Here is an 18913-nt window from a genome sequence, read left to right on the forward strand (position 1 = left end):
CGTGCATAATCAGGGAAAACAAGAAGATGGGGCTGGTCAGTGGCAGCGGTGACAGTCAAGGATGTGGCGGAGCGGGCCGGGGTTTCGATCAAGACCGTGTCCAACGTTGTACGTGGCGCACCCAAGGTGTCAGAAGCGACGCGGACACGGGTGATGGAGGCCGTGCGGGAGCTGGGGTACCGGCCGAACGCCTCCGCGCGCCGTCTGCGCACGGGACGCAGCGGTCTCATCGGCCTCGCCGTCCCGGATCTGGCCACGCCCTACTTCGCGGAACTCGCCCACCACGTACGCACGGAGGCCGCGGCGCTGGGCTTCACCGTCCTCATCGAGGAGACGCTGGGGGACGCGACGGAGGAACTGCGCCTGGCGACCGGCGTCGGCGCTTCCCTGCTGGACGGCGTGATCCTCTCGCCCCTGCATGTCTCGCTCCACGAACTCGCCCCCGTCGCGAACGAGTTTCCGCTGGTCCTGCTCGGTGAGCGCAGTTACGAGCGGGATCAGGTCGTCGCCGACCACGTGCTGATCGACAACGTCGCGGCGGCGCGTGAAGCCACCGCGCATCTTGCGGGCCTGGGCCGTTCGCGGATCGCCGCCGTCGGAGTGGACCGGCAGGGGTCGGCCACGAGCCGTCAGCGCCTTGAGGGTTTCCAGCAGGCACTGCACGACGCCGGCCTGACGTTCGATCCCCGACTCGCGCCGCCGGTCAAGGAGTTCGGCCGCCGGGACGGACTGCTGGCGACGCGCGCCTTGCTGTCGCTGCCGGCAGACCAGCAGCCCGACGCGGTCTTCTGCTTCAGCGACATGCTGGCCAGCGGCGCACAACGGGCCCTGTACGAGGCGGATATGAGCATCCCCGAGCACGTCGCGGTGGCGAGCATCGACGGCTCGGAGGAGGCGCTCTACAGCACGCCGTCCCTCACCTCCGTGGTGCCCGACAAGGCCGCGGTCGCCTCCCTGGCCGTGAAGTGCCTGGCGACCCGCATCCGCGCGGAGACCCCGCCCCCGTTCGAGGTGCACATGGCCCCGCACTGGCTGGAGGTAAGAGAGTCCACGGACGGCGTGCGGCGACCTCTGTCGCCGTGAGCGGCGCCGGTATCGGTGCCCGCTCGGAACGCGCTCTCATTCGCGGCCGTATGGAGAAGCGCGGGACTCTTCGGATGCGTCCGGCTCGCGGCTGTACGTCCTTGGAGACTGGTAGCCCGTTCATCGTCGGTCGAGGAGTCCGGATGCGTCTGTCCAAGCACGTGATTGCCGCCGCCTTCGCGGCTGCCGCGACCCTCACCGCCCTCGCGCCGCAGGCCATGGCAGTTCCCCTGGCCGGGGGGACCAGCACGGCGCCCACGGCCGTCGCTCACCCCAACGCCTCGGTGAGGCTCAACGACAGCGGTACGTTCACGGTGCGGTGCGGATCGCCCTGCTACCAGTAGCCGGATCCTGTACCGAGGGCCCTCCCTCGCACGGCAGTTGCTATTTTGTTCGCAGCCCAGAGGGCCGTGACCGACCGACAGGTCGGTCACAGCGCTGCGCCGGACCGCCACCGCCCGCCCCGTGTAAGGAGCCGTTCATGACGGCAGGTACGCCCAAGGTTCAGATCGACACCAGCAAGCCTCACCCGGCGCGGGTCTACGACTGGCTTCTCGGCGGGAAGGACAACTATCGCGTCGATCAGGAGGTGGGCGAGAAGCTCCCTCCGGAGGCGAAGGACGCCGCGCGGCAGAATCGCGCGTTCATGAACCGGGCCGCGGCGTGGCTGGCCGGCACCGGGGTCGATCAGTTCCTCGACATCGGCACGGGCATCCCCACCGAGCCGAACCTTCACCAGATAGTCCAGGAGATCAACCCGGCGGCCCGCATCGTCTACACCGACAACGATCCCATCGTGCTGCGGCACGCGGAGGCCCTGCTCGTCAGTACGCCCGAAGGCGTCACGGACTACATCCAGGCGGATGTGCGCGAGCCGGAGACGATCCTCCAACACGCCCGGCAGTTCCTCGACTTCGACCGGCCGATCGCGCTCTCCCTCATCGCGCTCATGCACTTCGTCCCCGACGAGCAGGACCCGTACGGCATCGTTTCCACGCTGGTCGAGGCCCTGCCGCCGGGCAGCGCCCTGGTCCTCTCGCACGCCGCGTCGGACCGGTACACGGACCTCGCCGACCTGGTCACCGCCCAGTACGCCAAGGGCGGGATCAAACTGGGATTCCGCACCCGCGACGAGGTCGGCCGCTTCTTCGACGGTCTTGAGATCCTGGACCCCGGCCTGGTCACCGCCCCCGAGTGGTTCCAGGGCGCGGCCGCCCCCGAGCCCGAAGGCAGCGGCATCTACGCGGCCGTTGCCCGAGTCGTCGGCTGAAGAGAAGGGCGCCTGCCGGGCAACTGCGCCGGTCAGGCGCCCCCTTCCCGCGTCTAGAAGAAGCCCAGTTTCTTCGGCGAGTACGACACGAGCAGGTTTTTGGTCTGCTGGTAGTGCTCCAGCATCATCTTGTGGTTCTCGCGGCCGATGCCCGACTGCTTGTAGCCTCCGAACGCCGCGTGTGCCGGGTACGCGTGGTAGCAGTTCGTCCAGACCCGGCCCGCCTGGATCGCGCGGCCCGCGCGGTAGGCGGTGTTCATGTCCCGGGTCCAGACACCCGCGCCCAGGCCGTACAGGGTGTCGTTCGCCGTCTTGATCGCGTCGTCGAAGTCGCTGAAGGACGCGACGGCGAGCACCGGGCCGAAGATCTCCTCCTGGAAGATCCGCATGCGGTTGTCGCCCTCGAAGATCGTGGGCTGGACGTAGTAGCCGCCCGCGAGTTCGCCGTCGTAGTCGATACGGTGCCCGCCCGTCAGGACCTTGGCGCCTTCCTGCTGGCCGATGTCCAGATACGAAAGGATCTTCTCCAGCTGGTCGTTGGACGCCTGGGCGCCGATCATCGTGTCCGTGTCCAGCGGGTGGCCCGGCACGATCGCCTCGGTGCGGGCGACGCCCGCCTCCAGGAACTCGCTGTAGTGGCCGCGTTGGATGAGCGCCCTCGACGGGCACGTACACACTTCGCCCTGGTTGAGGGCGAACATGGTGAAGCCCTCCAGCGCCTTGTCGCGGAAGTCGTCGTCCGCCGCCCAGACGTCGTCGAAGAACAGGTTCGGGCTCTTGCCGCCCAGTTCCAGGGTGACCGGCTTGATGTTCTCGGAGGCGTACTGCATGATCAGCCGCCCTGTGGTGGTCTCGCCGGTAAAGGCGACCTTCGCGACGCGCGGGCTGGACGCCAGTGGTTTGCCCGCCTCCACACCGAAGCCGTTGACGATGTTGACCACACCGGGCGGCAACAGGTCGGCGATCAGGCTCATCCAGAAGTGGATGGAGGCCGGCGTCTGTTCGGCCGGCTTGATCACGACGGCGTTCCCCGCGGCCAGCGCCGGGGCCAGCTTCCATGTCGCCATCAGGATGGGGAAGTTCCACGGGATGATCTGTGCCACGACGCCCAGCGGCTCGTGGAAGTGGTACGCGACGGTGTCGTCGTCCAGCTCGCTCAGCGAGCCCTCCTGGGCCCGCAGCGCGCCGGCGAAGTAGCGGAAGTGGTCGATGGCCAGCGGGATGTCGGCGGCCAGGGTCTCCCGAACCGGCTTGCCGTTCTCCCAGCTCTCGGCGACCGCCAGCTCCTCCAGATGCGCCTCCATCCGGTCCGCGATCTTGTTGAGGATGTTGGCGCGCGCCTCGGCCGACGTCTTCGCCCAGGCGGGGGCGGCGCCGTGCGCGGCGTCCAGGGCGCGCTCGACGTCATCGGCGGTGCCGCGCGCTATCTCGGTGAAGGGGCGGCCGTTGACCGGGCTCGGGTTCTCGAAGTACTGGCCGCGGGCCGGCGGGACGAACTCGCCGCCGATCCAGTGGTCGTAGCGGGACTCGTACGAGACGATCGCGCCCTCGGTGCCGGGCGCAGCGTAACGGGTCATCTCTGTGGCCTCCCGATTCCGCGCCGCCCGCCGTTGGACGGCGCCGGAACCGAGGCTAGGAACCCGTACGTTGCAACGAGGTTGCGTGCCCGGCGGCGGTGCTCAGCCCGCCTTGATCATGTCGGCGCACTTCTCGCCGATCATCATCGTCGTGATGCACGGGTTGACGGCGGGCAGGAACGGCATCACGGACGCGTCCGCCACCCGCAGCCCGGTGACGCCCTTGACCCGCAGCTGCGGGTCGAGCGGCGACTGCGCGTCGTCGGCCGCGCCCATCCGTACCGTGCCCGCCGGGTGGTAGACGGTGTTGTGCGTCTCCCGGATGTACGCGAACAGCTCCTCGTCGGACTGCGCCGCGGGACCCGGGGCCAGTTCGGTGCCCGTCCACGCCGCCATCGGTGCCTGCGCCGCGATCTCACGGGCCAGGCGCAGCCCGTACGTCATCACGCGGCGGTCGTGCTCGTCGGTGAAGTAGCGCGGGTCGACCTTCGGCTTGTCGCGGAAGTCACGGGTGCGCAGCCGCACGGTGCCCATGGAGCGGGCCCTGGTCACGTTCGGGGTGAGACAGAACGCGTTGTCCGTCGTCGGATAGCCGCGCCGGTAGGTGTTCATGTCGAACGGCACCGAGCCGTAGTGGAACATCAAGTCGGGTCGGTCCAGGCCGGGTTCGGTGTTGGCGAAGATCCCGATCTCCCACCACTGGGTGGACGAGCTGACCATCGGCTGCTTCGCCTCCCACATGATCACGCCCTCCGGGTGGTCCTGCAGGTGCGAGCCGACGCCGGGGGAGTCGACCCGTACGTCCACACCGGTCTCCCGCAGATGAGCGGCCGGGCCGATGCCGGACAGCATCAGCAGCTTCGGCGAGTCGATGGCGCCGCAGGCAACGATCACCTCGCGCCGCGCCGAGACCGAGCCGCTGTGGATGGTGTCGGGCTCCAGATACTCGACGCCCGTACAGCGGTTGCCGTCGAACAGCAGCCGCTTCGCCTGGAGGTCGGTCCGGATCTCCAGATTGGGCCGGCTGCCGATGAGCGGGTGCAGATACGACACGGAGGCGGACGACCGGGTGCCGTCCTCGCGGGCGTTGATCTGGAACTGGTGCGCGCCGCGCACCACGGTCGTACCCGTGTTGAACGGTGTAGTCGGAATGCCGGCCGCCGCGCAGGCCTCCAACAGGGCGACGCCGCACGGGTCGTGGGGCGGCACCGTACGGATCACGACCGGACCGGAGCGGCCGTGGTGGTCACCGGGCGCGTCGTTGGTCTCCAGCCGCTTGTACAGCGGGAAACAGTCGGCGGCGCTCCACCCCGTACAGCCCAGCGCGCCCCACTCGTCGAGATCCTCGGCCGGCGCCCAGAAGGCGATGCAGGAGTTGTGGGACGAGCAGCCGCCGAGAACTTTGGCGCGCGCGTGGCGCATGAAGCTGTTGCCGTTCTCCTGCGGCTCCACCGGGTAGTCCCAGTCGTAGCCCGACTCCAACAGGGCCATCCAGCGGTCCAGTTGCAGGACGCTGTCGTCGCCGACGTCCGAGGGGCCCGCCTCCACCACACAGACGGTGACGGCCGGGTCCTCCGTCAGCCGGGCGGCGACGACGGCTCCGGCCGTACCGCCGCCGACGACGACGTAGTCGAATTCGTGCACAGGAGTTCCGGCGGGCATGACTGCTCCAGTTCGTTGGTCAGGCGACGGCTCAGCGGAGAGGTGACCGGCTCAGGGGGCCGGCGGCGGTGTCGGCTCGACGGGTACCGCCCTCGCCGAGTCGATGACGGCGATACGGCCCCGCTTCACGAACCAGTAGTAGGCGAAGCCGGCACCCGCGATGATCCCGATGTACAGGAACGCGCCCCACTGCAGATACCAGTGGAAGGGCGCCGCCGCGTTGTACACGTCACGGCGCGGCCAGGCGAGGTTGACCGACATGGCGGTGCCCCAGAGCACCGCCAGGATGTTGACCGGCAGGCCGAACTTGCCGAGGGAGAAATGGCCTTCGGCTGGCTGCCACTGACCGCGCAGCCGCTTCCACAGCATCGGCGCGGTGACCAGCAGATAGGCCAGGTAGATCATGATGATCGCGATGCTGGTGACCACCGAGAAGATCTGCGGCTGGTCGATGTTGAGTACGAGAATGCCGATCGCGACGAGCCCGATGACCACGGCGGGGAACACCGGAGTCTGGAAGCGCGGGCTCACCCGCGCCACCAGCGACGAGAACGGCAGGCAGTTGTCGCGGGCCATCGCGAAGGCGAGGCGGATCCCCGCGGTGTGGACGGCCAGCTCGCAGACGGTGATGGCGATGACGACACACCACAGCACGATCTGACCGATGGTGTGACCCAGGGTGGAGAGGACCACGAACTGCAGCCCGTCGACGGACAGTTTCTTCGACGTCAGGTCCGGCACGGCGAGCAGCGCGAACAGCAGGATCAGGCCGCCGATCAGGAACGAGGCGCACAGCGCGCGCAGGATCGCCCGTGGTGCGTTGCGGCTCGGGTTCACCGACTCCTCGCCGAGCGAGGACGCGGTGTCGAACCCGTACATCACATACGCCGAGGCGAGTGAGGCGGTCAGGAACGCACCGAAGTAGCCCAGTGGTTGGCCGCTGCCGAAGCCGTGGGTCTCGGTGATGGCGCTGGGGCCGCGGGTGATGTGCGCGGCCAGCAGCCCGATCAGCACGACCGCCGCGATCAGCTCGATCATCACGCCCGCCGAGTTGATCCGGGCCATCAGCTTGACGCCGAACGCGTTCACCAGCGTGGTGAAGATGATCAGTACCGTGCCCAGGAGCACCGCGTTCTTCGCCGCGTCGGACTTCCCCGTGCCGTCTCCGACGAACTGGAAGGCGGAGGAGATCTGCGGCAGTGTGACCTGGTACGCGAGCGCGACGGCCGCCAGTGACACTATCGTCGCCGTGACCATCATCCAGCCGCCCAGCCAGCCGATGTGCGGCCCGCCGAGCTTCTTCGACCAGTTGTAGATCGACCCGGCGACGGGGAAGCGCGCCGCCAGTTCGCAGAAGCAGAGCGCCACCATCAGCTGCCCGACGAAGACCATCGGCCAGGACCACCAGTAGGCGGGTCCGCCGAAACTCACACCGAAGTAGAACAGCTGGAACGTCCCGGTGAGGATCGAGATGTAGCTGATCCCGGCTGCGAACGTGTGGAAGTTGCCGAGCGTGCGCTTCAGTTGGGGCTTGTAGCCGAAGTCCGCCACCGAATCGTCGTCGGAAGGACCGGTGGCCTGCGCCGGGCCGGTGGCGCCGGACTCGCCGGGGAAGGGGTCCTGCGAGGTGTTCTTCCTGCTCATTCGAACCACCCCAGCGGCCTCGGCTCCAGATTGCGCCACACGTGTTTGGCCTCCTGGTACTCGGCCAGCCCCGCCGGGCCCAGTTCCCGGCCGAACCCGGACTGCTTCATGCCGCCCCACTCGGCCTGCGGCACGTAGGGCTGGAAGTCGTTGATCCACACCGTGCCGGCCCGCATCCGCGCCGCCACCCGGTGCGCCCGGCCGACGTCCTGCGACCAGACGGCCCCCGAAAGGCCGTACACCGTGTCGTTGGCGAGCGCGACGGCCTCGTCCTCGGTCGTGAACCGCTCCACCGTCAGGACCGGCCCGAACGACTCGTCACGTACGACGGACATCCCGGGCGTGCACTCGTCCAGCACGGTCGGCAGGTAGTAGAAGCCGTCCGCCAGCGCCGGGTCGTCGGGCCGGGCGCCGCCGCAGCGCAGTACGGCGCCCTCGGCGACACCGGCCGCCACATACGCCTCGATCTTGTCGCGGTGCGCCGCCGAGATCAGCGGCCCCGTGCGGGCGTGCTCGTCGAAGGGGCCGCCCATCGGGATGGCGCGGGCGCGGGTCACCACGTCCTCGACGAACGAGTCGTGCAACTCGTCCTGGACGAGCAGCCGGGCACCCGCCGAACAGACCTGACCCGAGTGCAGATACACCGCTGTCAGGGCGTAGTCGACGGCCGTCTCGTAATCCGCGTCGGCGAAGACGATGTTGGGGTTCTTGCCGCCCAGCTCCAGGGCCAGCTTCTTCACCGTCGGTGCCGCTGCGGCCATGATCCGCCGCCCGGTGACCAGACCGCCGGTGAACGACACCATGTCGACGCGCGGGTCTTCGCTGAGCGGCGCGCCCGCCGTGGCCCCCGCGCCGAGTACGAGATTGGCGACGCCGTCGGGCAGTCCCGCCTCGGTCAGCAGCCGCATCAGCAGGATCGCGGTGTGCGGTGTCAGCTCGCTCGGCTTCAGTACGAAGGTGTTGCCGGCGCCGATCGCGGGGGCGACCTTCCACGAGGTCTGCAGCAGCGGGTAGTTCCACGGGGTGATCAGCGCGCACACCCCGACCGGCTCGTGCACGACTCTGCTGTCGATGGCGGGGTTGCCGGTGTCGACGATCCGGTCGGTGCCGCCGGCCGCCACCAGATTGCCGAAGTAGCGGAAGCAGTTGGCGATGTCGTCCATGTCGTACTCGCTCTCGACCAGCCGCTTCCCTGTGTCCAGGGACTCGGCCCGAGCGAGGATGTTCTTGTCGCGCTCCAGCAGGTCGGCGACGCGCAGCAGCAGTCTGCCGCGCTCGGCGGCCGGCGTCGACGGCCATGGACCGCGGTCGAAGGCGCTGCGGGCGGCGCCGATCGCGGCCGCGGCGTCCTTCGGACCCGCCTCGTCCACCGTCGCCACCAACGTGCCGTCGGCCGGGCAGCGGATGTCGCGTACGTGCCCGTCGACGGCCGATGTCCACTTGCCGCCGATGAACAGCTCGGGCATGGGGGCTCCTCCGGTCGGGACGGGTCGACTACCCGAAAGGGGAGTCCGGCACACCTGCTGGGGCGCGGACCACACGCCCCGTCAGCCGACACTAAACAGCCGGGGCCGCCACCGCCGTGTGTGACGCGCCGGGTATGTGACGGTCCGTCGAGTTACGCCGGGCCGTGCGGGCGGGCTCCGTGCCGGCCCGTCAGGCGCCCTGCAGTCCGTCCAGCTCGCGTACGCGCGCCAGCGCCGAAGGCCGCTGCCGTACGGGGAGGGCGGCGGCGAGCGCCTGCCACACCGGCAGGTCCTCCTCGCCCCAGGGGCTGTACGCCCAGTCCGCCAGCAGCCCGGGATCCCCGCGCGCGATCAGCGCGGCCCGGAGCTGGTCCGCGAGCCGGCGGCGCAGCCGTACCACCGTCGGCGCCTGCGAGCCGGGCAGCAGCGGCCCCGCGTACGCGCTCATCGCCGCGGTCACGGCGCCGGACGCCAGCAGCCGGGCCACGGCCGCGAAGTCGCTTTCGACGGGCGCCGTCAGCCGGTACGGGCGGGAGCGCAGCAGCCCGGGACCGAGCAGGGCGCGCAGCCGGGACAGCTCGGCCCGCAGTGTGACCGGCGTGACCGACTCGTCCTCGTACAGCTCCACCAGCAGCTCGTCCCCGGCGACACCGTCGGGCCTGCGCGCGAGCAGGGTCAGGATCTCGCTGTGCCGGCGGCTCAGCCGCAGTTTGACGCCCGAGGCCATCAGCAGCGCCTCGTCCCTGCCGAGCGCCGACAGCTGGACGCACCCGGTCGCGGGGGCGGGCGCGAGCAGGGCGAGCTGGGACTCGGCGGCCCGTGCGACCGCGCCGACGAACGCGAGACTGTGCGGATGGGCCAGCCGGTCGCCGCCGGTGATGTCGACGGCGCCCAGCAGCCGTCCGGTGTGCGGGTCGTGTACGGGAGCCGCGGCGCAGGTCCAGCGGTGCACGGGTCGCAGGAAGTGCTCGGAGGCGAAGACCTGTACGGGCCGGTCGACGGCGATCGCGGTCCCCGGCGCGTTGGTGCCCGCCGCCGTCTCCGCCCAGCGGGCCCCCGGCACGAAGTTCATCCGCCCCGCCTGCCGCCGGGTCGCCGCGTGTCCTTCGACCCACAGCAGGCGGCCGTACGCGTCGCACACGGCGATGAGGTGTTCGCCGTCCATGGCGTAGGCGCCCATCAGCTCGCGGAACAGCGGCATCACCCGGGCCAGCGGATGGGCGTCGCGGTACGCGGCCAGCTCGTCGTCGGACAGCTCCACCCGCGCCGTGCCCTCGGGGCTGACGTGCGCGCGGGTCGAGCGCTGCCAGGAGTCGGCGACCACGGTCCGTACGGGCCCCTCGACGCGGCCGGCCGTCGCGAAGGACTCGTACGCCCTGCCCAGCGCCCCGCGCCGCCGCGCCGGATCGGCTCCCGCCTCCAACGCCACCCATGTGTCGGTCAACTCGGCCTCCCCGGCCACGCGCCACCTGGGCCCATCGTCACCCCGGGGACGAACTGGGGCAAGGGTTCACGCGCCGCCGAGCACCGTCGCCGTCTCCCGCAGGTGCCGGTGCAGACCGCGATGCGGCTCCCCTGCGGGCAGCCATTCCTTGCGGATCTTCGCCACACAGGTGTAGTTGGTGTCGCAGACATTGGCGATCGGCGCCTCGCCGGCCTGCGAGAGCAGCTGGTACGCGTCCAGTTCGGACAGTCCGTAGTCGCGCACCAGCCATTGGATCAGGTCCAGTTGGGAGACCCGGAACGCGTCCTCCAGCGGGCGGGCGGAACCGGTCGACATGATGTGCGTGTCCGACTCGATGCGCGGCCACGGGGTCGCGACGCCCTTGAGGAGTTCCACGATCACCACGGAGTTCATGGCGCACTCCACGGCGACCCCGCAGGTCTCGCCCTCGCCCTGGCGGGCATGGCCGTCGCCGAGGCTCAGCATCGCGCCCTCCACGTTGACCCCGAGGTAACACGTCACCCCCGCGCGCATCTCAGGGGTGTCCATGTTGCCGCCGTGCGCGTCGGGGACCAGCGCCGAGCGCACCTCCAGATTGGCCGGCGCCACGCCGACCGTGCCGTGCATCGGGTCCATCGGCAGTTCGATCTCGATGTCGCTGTCGCGCGCGCTGAACAGGCACGTGCCACGCGCCCGGTCGAGGTGCCACATCCAGACCACCTCGGGCAGCGGCGGCTGGAGCGTCGCCGTCGTATGGGTCGAGGTGAGCGCGCCGAACAGCGGGACGGTCGTGGACGCGGCCCAGTCGCGGGCCGGCTGGATCGAGACGAAGTGCACGGCCAGGGTGTCGCCCGGCTCCGCGCCCTCCACATGGAAGGGACCGGTCTGCGGATTGAGGAAGGGGAACTCGCACACCTCGGACACCAGATCGTTCACCGACCGCACCCGGCCGGCGAAGCAGTCCTCGGTGAACAGGTCGAGGACCGTGCCGGGGGTGATGCGCGCGACGGGTGCGACGCCGCCGAACGTCCAGGCGTAGTCGCCCTTCTCGGGACGCACGGTCAGGATCCTCGGGTCACTCATCGGTGTGCCGCTCCTGTCTCACGGGTGTGCCGCCGCCGGTTCCGCGTGGCGCGCTCACCGTACGGTGAGGTGACGGGGCGGGGAAGTCCGCCGGGAGTGCCAGCGCCGCCGCCGGATCGTGTTCCGCGGGGCCTGCCGGGGCCCACCGGCCACGCTCTTTGCGGTACGGCCACCACCGCCCGTCCTGGGCGAGGCGCAGCTGCACCTCGATCCCGATCCCGGTCACGGTCCAGCGGCCGGCCTGTGCGGGGCGCAGCGCCGGACGCTCGCCGTCCTCCCAGGCCGATTCGAGGACCGCACGGGCCCGCGCCAGGGCCTCCGGGCTCGGCGTCCACGTGCCGTCGAGCACCGCGAGCGCGGGCGCGCCGCCGAGGCGCCAGGCGCGTACCGCCAGGTCGAGATCGGCCGGTGAGCGGCCGGCGGCCGTCGCGAGCCGCGACAGCACGCGGCCGTCGGGGGCTGCCGCCGCGAGCCGTACGACGTCCTGACGTACCGTCAAGTCACTTGGTAGAGGCTGCTGTTCGTGATCCGGGGCGAGCGCTTCGGTCAGCATCCGCAGGGCGCGCGCCGCCGCGTCGGCCGCGAGGAACGACAAGGCGTCGGTGTCGAGTTCCGGCGGTGGCGCGTTGTCGGTGTGCAGGTCCGGAGGCAGCCCCGGCTCCTGCGGTGGTGCCGGCGCAGCGGGCAGCGGCGGCAGTGTGTTCCAGGCCGCGAACGCCGCCGACGCCGGTACGCCGGGCTCCTCTGCCTCCGGTGCGCTGTCGTCGGGGATCCGGGCGGCCAGTGCCGAGCTGCGGCTCTGCAGCTCGTCCAGGACCTGGCGCTTGCTCCTGCCGCGCATCAGCAGCAGGACGAACGGATCCTGGTCCAGCAGCCGTGCCATCTGGTAGCAGAGCGCGGCCGAATGCGGACAGTGGTCCCAGGCCTCGCAGCCGCACTCCGGCTCCAGATCCCCGATGCCGGGCAGCAGTTCGACCCCTGCGGCCGCCGCGTCCTCCACCAGGTCCGGCGGCATCTCCCGGTCGAGAAGCGCCGCGATATGCCCCGACCGCTCCACCGCCATGGCCAGGAACCGGTCCCACTCCCCGTCGCTCAGCCGGCGCAGCAGTACGTCGCTGCGGTGCCCGGTGCCGTCCCTGTCCCGTACGACGGCGGTGATCCGGCCCGGCCGTACCGACACCGCGCCGACCGCCCCCGCACGCGCCTGGCCGCGCCCCTTCCGCAACTGCGCGCCGTCGAGCGCGGTGTCCTCCAGGGCCTTCAGCCAGGACCTGCCCCACCAGCTCTCGGCGAACCCGCGGCCGTGCGCGGGCGGCAGCGCGGCGAAGACCCGCTCGGCGCGGTCGTCCTCGTACCCCGCGCCCGTCGTGTCGTCCGGATACGGTGCTTCCGTCATCGGGCGTCCCCCCGCAGCTCCACCAGATCCGCCAGTTCGGCGTCGGTCAGTTCGGTCAGCGCCGCCTCGCCCGAGCCGAGCACGGCGTCCGCGAGCTGCTGTTTGCGCGCGAGCATGTCGGCGATCCGGTCCTCGATGGTGCCTTCGGCGATCATCCGGTGCACCTGCACGGGCTTGTCCTGCCCGATGCGGTACGCGCGGTCCGTGGCCTGCGCCTCGACGGCGGGGTTCCACCAGCGGTCGAAGTGCACGACGTGTTCGGCCCTGGTGAGGTTGAGACCCGTACCCGCGGCCTTCAATGAGAGCAGGAAGACGGGCACTTCACCTGCCTGGAAGCGGTCCACCATGGTTTCGCGGGCTGTTACGGGGGTGCCCCCGTGCAGGAACTGGTGCGGGATGCCGCGGGCGGTCAGATGCTGTTCCAGCAGCCGGCCCATCCGCACGTACTGGGTGAAGACCAGCACGCCCGCACCTTCCGCCAGGACGGTGTCGAGGAGTTCGTCCAGCAGCTCGACCTTGCCCGACCGGCCGGGGATGTGCGGCCGTTCCTCCTTGAGGTACTGCGCCGGGTGGTTGCAGATCTGCTTGAGCCCGGTCAGCAGTTTGACGACGAGACCCCGGCGCTCCATGCCGTCGGCCTCGGCGATCGCCGCCAGGATCTCCCGTACCACCGCCTCGTAGAGCACCGCCTGTTCGGTGGTGAGGGACACGGCGCGGTCGGTCTCCGTCTTGGGCGGCAGCTCCGGCGCGATCCCCGGGTCCGACTTGCGCCGGCGCAGCAGGAAGGGGCGTACGAGCGCGGCGAGCCGTTCGGCCGCCGCCGGATCGGCGCCGCCTTCCACGGCCTTGGCGTAACGGTTGCGGAACGCGCCCAGCGGACCGAGCAGTCCGGGTGTCGTCCAGTCGAGGATCGCCCACAGCTCGGACAGGTTGTTCTCGACCGGTGTGCCCGACAGCGCCACTCTGGCCTTGGTCCTGAGGGTGCGCAGCTGTTTCGCGGTCGCGGAGTACGGGTTCTTCACGTGCTGGGCCTCGTCCGCGACGACAAGCCCCCAGAGCGGTTCCGCGAGTCGCGGCGCGTCGAGACGCATCGTGCCGTACGTGGTGAGTACGAACTCGCCGTCGGCCGGCGTGCCCAGGTCCCGGGAAGCGCCGTGGAAACGGCGTACGGGAGTGCCGGGCGCGAACCGCTCGATCTCGCGCTGCCAGTTGGCCATCAGTGAGGTGGGGCAGACGACCAGCGTCGGCCCCGCCGCCGCCTCTTCGGTCTGCCGGTGCAGATGGAGTGCGATGAGGGTGATGGTCTTGCCGAGCCCCATGTCGTCGGCGAGCACGGCGCCGAGACCGAGTGACGTCATCCGGTGCAGCCAGTCGACACCGCGGAGCTGGTAGTCGCGTAGCGTCGCGGTGAGGGCCGCCGGCTGCTGGACGCGCTGCTCGGGGCCCGCCGCGCCGGTGGGGGACTCGGGGTCGGCGAGCCGGTCGCGCAGCCGGGCCAGCCAGCCCGATGCCGCCACTTCGACGGGCCGCCCGTCGACCTCGGTCACCCCGGTCAGTACGGCGCCGAGCGCGTCGACGGGGGTGAGCGTGCGGTCCTGGCTGTCGCGGGCGTGCCGCGCCTGCGCGGGGTCGACGAGCACCCAGCGGTCGCGCAGCCGGACCAGTGGCCGCCTGGCCTCGGCGAGCCGGTCGATCTCGGCGCGGGTGAGCTGCTGGTCGCCCAGCGCGAAGCGCCAGTTGAAGGCGAGCAGGGTGTCGGCCGACAGGAACGACGGCATGTCGTCCGCCGCGTTGCCGTCCGCCGTGTCGCCGTCCGGGGGGCCGACGACCGCACGCGCCGTGAGCGTCCGGGCCGCTTCCTTCGGCCAGTGGACCTGGGTGCCGGTCGCGGCGAGTGCGCGCGACGCCTCACCGAGCAGCTCGCCGATGTCCTCGTCGGCGAGTTCCACCGCGTCGGGCACGGCGGCCGACAGCAGCGGTGCGAGCGGTGGCCAGGCGTGTGCGGCCCTGCGCAGAGCCAGCAGGGCGTCCATCGTGGCGGTGGGACCGAAGGCGGCTGCGGTGGGACCGGAGCCCGCCCCGGCGGGACCGGTGGTGGTCGGCGCCGACCACACGTCGGCCGCGTCGGCCACGACCGCCGGGTCACTCACACTGTGCAGCTGCACCACGGCGCGGAATCCGGGCTCCGTCACACCGTCCCGCTCGCCGGACAGTTCGATGCGCAACGAGATCCGTACTCCGGCGTCATGACCGGCCGCCATGTCCGTGGCCCAGCCACGTAGTTCGGGCCGACGCTGCGGGTCAGGAGCGGTGAACGCGGCGTGCCCGGCCGCCGACTCCGCCGCGGGAGTGCGGACGAGGCCGTCCGCCACCGCGTCGAGAAAATCCCTCAACAGCCTTTCGGGGTGGGGGAGCAGCGGTCCGGCGGTCGGTGTGGACACCGTCAGTGGGACGGCGTGTGCGGTGGGTGGCATGGCGGCGGCGAGTGCCTGGATGCGCAGCCGGTCGTCGGGGGTCAGTGGGCCCGCCCGCCACGCGTCGTGGTCCGAACCAGTCAGACCGGGCAACAGCCTTCCTGTGGCGGCGAGTTGAAGCGCCAGAAGCGCCGCGGCGCCCCAGAACGCGGTCGCTGGTGAGGCGTGCCCGGAGGCCCGCGCCCTGGTCAGTAGGGGCAGAGCTGTCGGTACAGGCACCACCAGTGCCCGGACCATGAGAGGGTGGGCGTCGGAGTCGACGACAGTCAACTCCTCGACGGAGCCAGGACCGTGAGGCGGTTCGGTGCCGTCCGGGCGCCAGTAGGCGATCCGGCCGGTGCGGGCCGGGTCCGCAGGCAGGAAGACCGTGGAGGATTCGGCGAGTTCGGAGATCCGGGGGAGCGTTGTCGCGGATGGTTCGTGCACAGCGAAGACGCATTCCTCAAATTTGACTACTGCGGGTCGGAGCCGCCGAGAGTACCCCACCGCGAATCCGCGCGGGCGTGGTGTGACTGTGGCCTGAGTCACAGTCGGGCGGACGGGGTGTAGCCAGCACCACCTCCACTCCCGGGACAACCCCCACCGTTGACGGGTGGTGGCCCCATGGCCCGTCGGCCTCGCAGCCCCGTACGTTTCAACAGGTCAACGCATCAAGCGCGTTCACCTCACCCCGAGCATCGGCCGACAGACCGGAGACCGACATGCCCCAAGCCACCGCCGCCGCCCCCGTAGCGGAGCCAGTGCCCGACCCAGCCGCGGGCGCCGGCAGTGCCGGCAGCGACTTCGCGCCCCTCCTGCGAGTGGTGAGGGAGCAGGGTCTTCTGGAGCGTCGCGTCGCGTGGTACGCCCGGGGCATCACCGTCAACGCGCTGTTCCTCGCCGCGATAGTCACCGGAATGATCCTGCTCGGCCCCTCCTGGTGGGCGGTGCTCCTCGCGGTGCCGCTGGCCGTCCTGTCCGCCCGGATGTCCTTCGTCGGGCACGACGCCGGCCACGCGCAGATCACCAACGACCGCGCCAAAGGCCGGATCGTGCAGCTCGTGCACGCCAATCTGCTGCTCGGCATGAGCCAGGAGTGGTGGAACGACAAGCACAACAGGCACCACGCCAACCCGAACCACGTCGACAAGGACCCGGACGTCAAGGCCGACGTCCTCGTCCACACCCAGCGCCAGACCGCGGGCCGCACCGGGCTGCGCGCCTGGCTCACCCGCAACCAGGCGTGGCTGTTCTTCCCGCTGACCACGCTGGAGGGCATCGCGCTCAAGGTCGCGGGCTTCCAGGCCGTCCTCTCCCGCCGTGACAACCGGATGTCGACCCGCCAGCGGGTCGTCGAGGGCACCCTGCTCGCCGTGCACGTCGCCGCGTACCTCACCCTCCTGCTGACCACGCTCAGCATCGGCCAGGCAGTGGTCTTCCTCCTGGTCCACCAGATGCTGCTCGGACTGCACCTGGGCATGGCCTTCGCGCCGAACCACAAGGGCATGGAGATGCCGGACCCGGAGACCTCGGCGAGCTGGGGGCATCTGCGCCGGCAGGTCCTCACCTCGCGCAACATCCGCGGCGGAGCGCTCACCGACTGGTTCCTCGGCGGTCTGAACTACCAGATCGAACACCATCTCTTCCCCAGCATGCCCCGCCCCCACCTGCGGCTCGCCCAGCCGCTGGTGCGCGCCCACTGCCGGTCGCTGGGGGTCTCGTACACCGAAACGGGACTGATCGACTCGTACCGTCAGGCACTCGGACATCTGCACGGAGTCGGCGAACCGCTGCGCGCGGACGCATAGTGGAACTGGTGGGCGCTCGTACGCGTTCACTCAGCAGTAGCGGCAAGAGCCGCGGAGGAGGCGTCGAAGATGTCGACAAGGGCAAAGATCGCTATCGGGGGAGTGGCCGTCGGCCTTTTCCTGTGGATATTTCTCCCGTTCTGGGTCGCTCTGCTCATCGTGGTCGGAATTCCGGCGGTGGCATATCTGACGCTGGACCCCTCGCAGCGCCGCAGGCTGCGTCGGATCAACCGCAATCAGATAGGCCGCTGAGCCCCGGCTCGGCGACCGGCCACTGACCACAGCACGACACTGCGGACCTGCGAACAAGCAGGCCCGCAGTGTCGTGCTGCCGTCGTTCGGTGTCCCGGTCCTGCGACGTCGCTCAGGCCGGGCGTACGGCGATCTCGTCCAGTGAGCGCAGCAGCCCCGGCAGCTCCGTGCCCCGGCCGACCGGCAGCACCTCGGCGGGCTCCTCGTCCAGCAGGATGAACGCGATGTCGTCCGTCCTCGCGACGAACGACCAGCCGGGGCCGTCGGCGCGCAGGGTCCGCGCGCCGCCCGGGGCGAAGCTGGAGCGGATCCGGCCGAGTGGGGGCGGCGACGCCAGATAGCCGTGCAGCTCCTTCAGGACGCGTTGTACGCCCGGGTGGGAGGGCTTCGGCGGCTCCTCGGTGTCGGTGGTCTCTGGAGCGCCGTCGGTGTCCGTGGCCGCGTCCTCGCCGGAGTCTTCGGCCTCGGCGGAATCGCCGTCCGCAGCGGAATCGTCGGAATCGGCGGCGTCGTCGGAGGGGTCCGCGTCGGTGTCTTCCTCGGCGGGGGCGTCTTCGGAGCCGTCGCTGTCGAACTGTTCCCGCCAGATCGCCCACTGCAGGGCGATCTCGTCAGCGCCGAGCCGCCGCTGCGCCGGGCCCCAGCTCTCCGCGTCGGGCGGGGTGAGCGGCAGCTCCACGCCCTGAGGGCCGGGTTCGCCGTCCGGCTCGGGATCGTGCGGATCAGGTACGCCGGGTGCGGCGACCGCCAGCGCGACGGGCCAGCCGGGGAGCGCGGAGACGACCGTGCGCTCCGGGGGCGACAGGTCGTACTCCATCCCGCAGTCCCAGGAGGCGATGGCGACCGCGACCAGCGACACGTCGTCCACGGCGACCGTCCAGCGCGCCCCGTCGCCGTCCTGCCCGAAGACGAGACCGTAGCCCCGCGCGTACGGCTCAAGACCGAGGGCGCCGCACGCCTGCGGATAGTCGTCGCCGAGCACGCTCGGGAACTGCGCGGGCGTCAGCAGGACGGCGGTCAGCACATACAGCGCGTCGTCGTCGGCGGACTCCTCCGTCCCGGCCACGGCACCTCCCTGTCCAATCGTTGTCGGCGCACCCTAACCAGTGGGTAACGCGGACGTCGAGACTCCGGATGTTTCCGCAGTCAGCTCGTGATCCGCTGTTCACGTTCGGCCAGGGCGAGGAATCTGCCGTCCTCGTCGGCGTACGACAGCAGGCGCCACCCCGAACCCGCGAGCAGCGGGCGCAAGTTGGCCTCCGCGCGTAGATCGTCATCGGTGAGCGCGCGACCCTGCCGGGCGGCGAGCGCCGCCCGGCCGACCGGATGGAACAGCGCGAGCCGGCCGCCCGGCCGTACGACCCTGGCCAGCTCGCGCAGATTCGCCGCAGGATGCGGCAGGTGGCCGATCAGCCCCGCGGCGAAGACCGCGTCGAGGCTGTGGGCGCGCAGCGGCAGCTCGGCCGCGTCGGCCAGCAGCAGCCGCGCGTCGTGGTGCCGCCCCGCCCGTACGGCAGCGCCCAGCATCTCGGGGGTGAGGTCGGCGCCGAGCACGGTGCCGCGGCTGCCCACGGCGGCCCGCAGGGCCGGCAGGGCCCGTCCTGTCCCGCAGCCCGCGTCCAGCACGGCGTCCCCGTCGCTGACCCCCAGATCGGCGACGGCAGCCGCGTAGGCCGGTCCGTCGTCGGGGAAACGGGTGTCCCAGCCCGTCGCGCGGGGGCCGAAGAACTCCCGCACATGCGTGTGGTCGTCATCCATGCCTCCATCATCCCCGC

General features: G+C 70.9%; 15 protein-coding genes. 5 read left to right on the plus strand and 10 right to left on the minus strand.

Annotated features, from left to right (window positions below; genetic code table 11):
• The first annotated feature begins 39 nt into the window (after positions 1–39).
• The 3 genes from OHS57_RS34575 to OHS57_RS34585 all read left to right on the plus strand — a co-directional run bounded on the left by OHS57_RS34575 (position 40) and on the right by OHS57_RS34585 (position 2353).
• Entirely contained in the window at positions 40–1083 is a 1044-nt protein-coding gene (locus OHS57_RS34575) for a LacI family DNA-binding transcriptional regulator (RefSeq protein ID WP_328584502.1), read from the plus strand.
• A gap of 143 nt (positions 1084–1226) precedes the next feature.
• Positions 1227–1427 (plus strand): hypothetical protein, encoded by a 201-nt coding sequence (locus OHS57_RS34580; protein WP_328584503.1) that lies wholly within the window; start codon positions 1227–1229, stop codon positions 1425–1427.
• Between the two features lie 137 nt (positions 1428–1564).
• Positions 1565–2353, plus strand: coding sequence for an SAM-dependent methyltransferase (locus OHS57_RS34585; RefSeq protein WP_328584504.1), 789 nt, complete (start codon positions 1565–1567; stop codon positions 2351–2353).
• 53 nt (positions 2354–2406) lie between these two features.
• Here the strand turns inward: OHS57_RS34585 and exaC are convergent, their stop codons facing one another.
• The 8 genes from exaC to OHS57_RS34625 all read right to left on the minus strand — a co-directional run bounded on the left by exaC (position 2407) and on the right by OHS57_RS34625 (position 15525).
• The gene (gene exaC, locus OHS57_RS34590) at positions 2407–3930 is read right to left on the minus strand and encodes an acetaldehyde dehydrogenase ExaC (protein ID WP_041994388.1); all 1524 of its coding nucleotides are present in this window, start codon (positions 3928–3930) and stop codon (positions 2407–2409) included.
• Positions 3931–4032: 102 nt separating this feature from the next.
• On the minus strand, positions 4033–5592 hold the full coding sequence (locus OHS57_RS34595; RefSeq protein ID WP_328584505.1) for a GMC family oxidoreductase: 1560 nt from the start codon (positions 5590–5592) through the stop codon (positions 4033–4035).
• Positions 5593–5643: 51 nt separating this feature from the next.
• Positions 5644–7236, minus strand: coding sequence for an APC family permease (locus tag OHS57_RS34600; RefSeq protein WP_328584506.1), 1593 nt, complete (start codon positions 7234–7236; stop codon positions 5644–5646).
• Positions 7233–8702, minus strand: a complete 1470-nt coding sequence (locus tag OHS57_RS34605) for an aldehyde dehydrogenase family protein (protein WP_041994397.1) — start codon at positions 8700–8702, stop codon at positions 7233–7235. The genes OHS57_RS34600 and OHS57_RS34605 overlap by 4 nt, the downstream gene beginning before the upstream one ends.
• A 190-nt stretch (positions 8703–8892) precedes the next feature.
• Positions 8893–10146, minus strand: a complete 1254-nt coding sequence (locus tag OHS57_RS34610) for a GAF domain-containing protein (RefSeq protein ID WP_328584507.1) — start codon at positions 10144–10146, stop codon at positions 8893–8895.
• Positions 10147–10212: 66 nt separating this feature from the next.
• Complete coding sequence (locus OHS57_RS34615) at positions 10213–11229, minus strand: acetamidase/formamidase family protein (protein ID WP_328584508.1); 1017 nt, start codon at positions 11227–11229, stop codon at positions 10213–10215.
• Complete coding sequence (locus tag OHS57_RS34620) at positions 11222–12625, minus strand: SWIM zinc finger family protein (RefSeq protein WP_328584509.1); 1404 nt, start codon at positions 12623–12625, stop codon at positions 11222–11224. The genes OHS57_RS34615 and OHS57_RS34620 overlap by 8 nt, the downstream gene beginning before the upstream one ends.
• Positions 12622–15525, minus strand: coding sequence for a DEAD/DEAH box helicase (locus OHS57_RS34625; RefSeq protein ID WP_328584510.1), 2904 nt, complete (start codon positions 15523–15525; stop codon positions 12622–12624). Before OHS57_RS34625 ends, OHS57_RS34620 begins: the two co-directional genes overlap by 4 nt.
• 275 nt (positions 15526–15800) lie before the next feature.
• Here OHS57_RS34625 and OHS57_RS34630 point away from each other — a divergent pair, with 275 nt between their 5' ends.
• Complete coding sequence (locus tag OHS57_RS34630) at positions 15801–16886, plus strand: fatty acid desaturase family protein (protein ID WP_328584511.1); 1086 nt, start codon at positions 15801–15803, stop codon at positions 16884–16886.
• A 69-nt stretch (positions 16887–16955) separates the two neighbouring features.
• Positions 16956–17138, plus strand: a complete 183-nt coding sequence (locus tag OHS57_RS34635; RefSeq protein WP_041994416.1) for a hypothetical protein — start codon at positions 16956–16958, stop codon at positions 17136–17138.
• A 112-nt stretch (positions 17139–17250) separates the two neighbouring features.
• On the opposite strand, the gene OHS57_RS34640 is transcribed toward OHS57_RS34635, so the two are convergent.
• Both OHS57_RS34640 and OHS57_RS34645 read right to left on the minus strand, forming a co-directional pair.
• Positions 17251–18204, minus strand: coding sequence for a hypothetical protein (locus OHS57_RS34640; protein WP_328584512.1), 954 nt, complete (start codon positions 18202–18204; stop codon positions 17251–17253).
• Between the two features lie 80 nt (positions 18205–18284).
• Positions 18285–18896: a class I SAM-dependent methyltransferase gene (locus tag OHS57_RS34645; RefSeq protein WP_328584513.1), complete on the minus strand. Its 612-nt coding sequence runs from the start codon at positions 18894–18896 to the stop codon at positions 18285–18287.
• Positions 18897–18913 lie beyond the last annotated feature (17 nt).

Origin of the sequence: Streptomyces sp. NBC_00370 (assembly GCF_036084755.1) — a bacterium.
Taxonomy (GTDB): Bacteria; Actinomycetota; Actinomycetes; order Streptomycetales; family Streptomycetaceae; genus Streptomyces.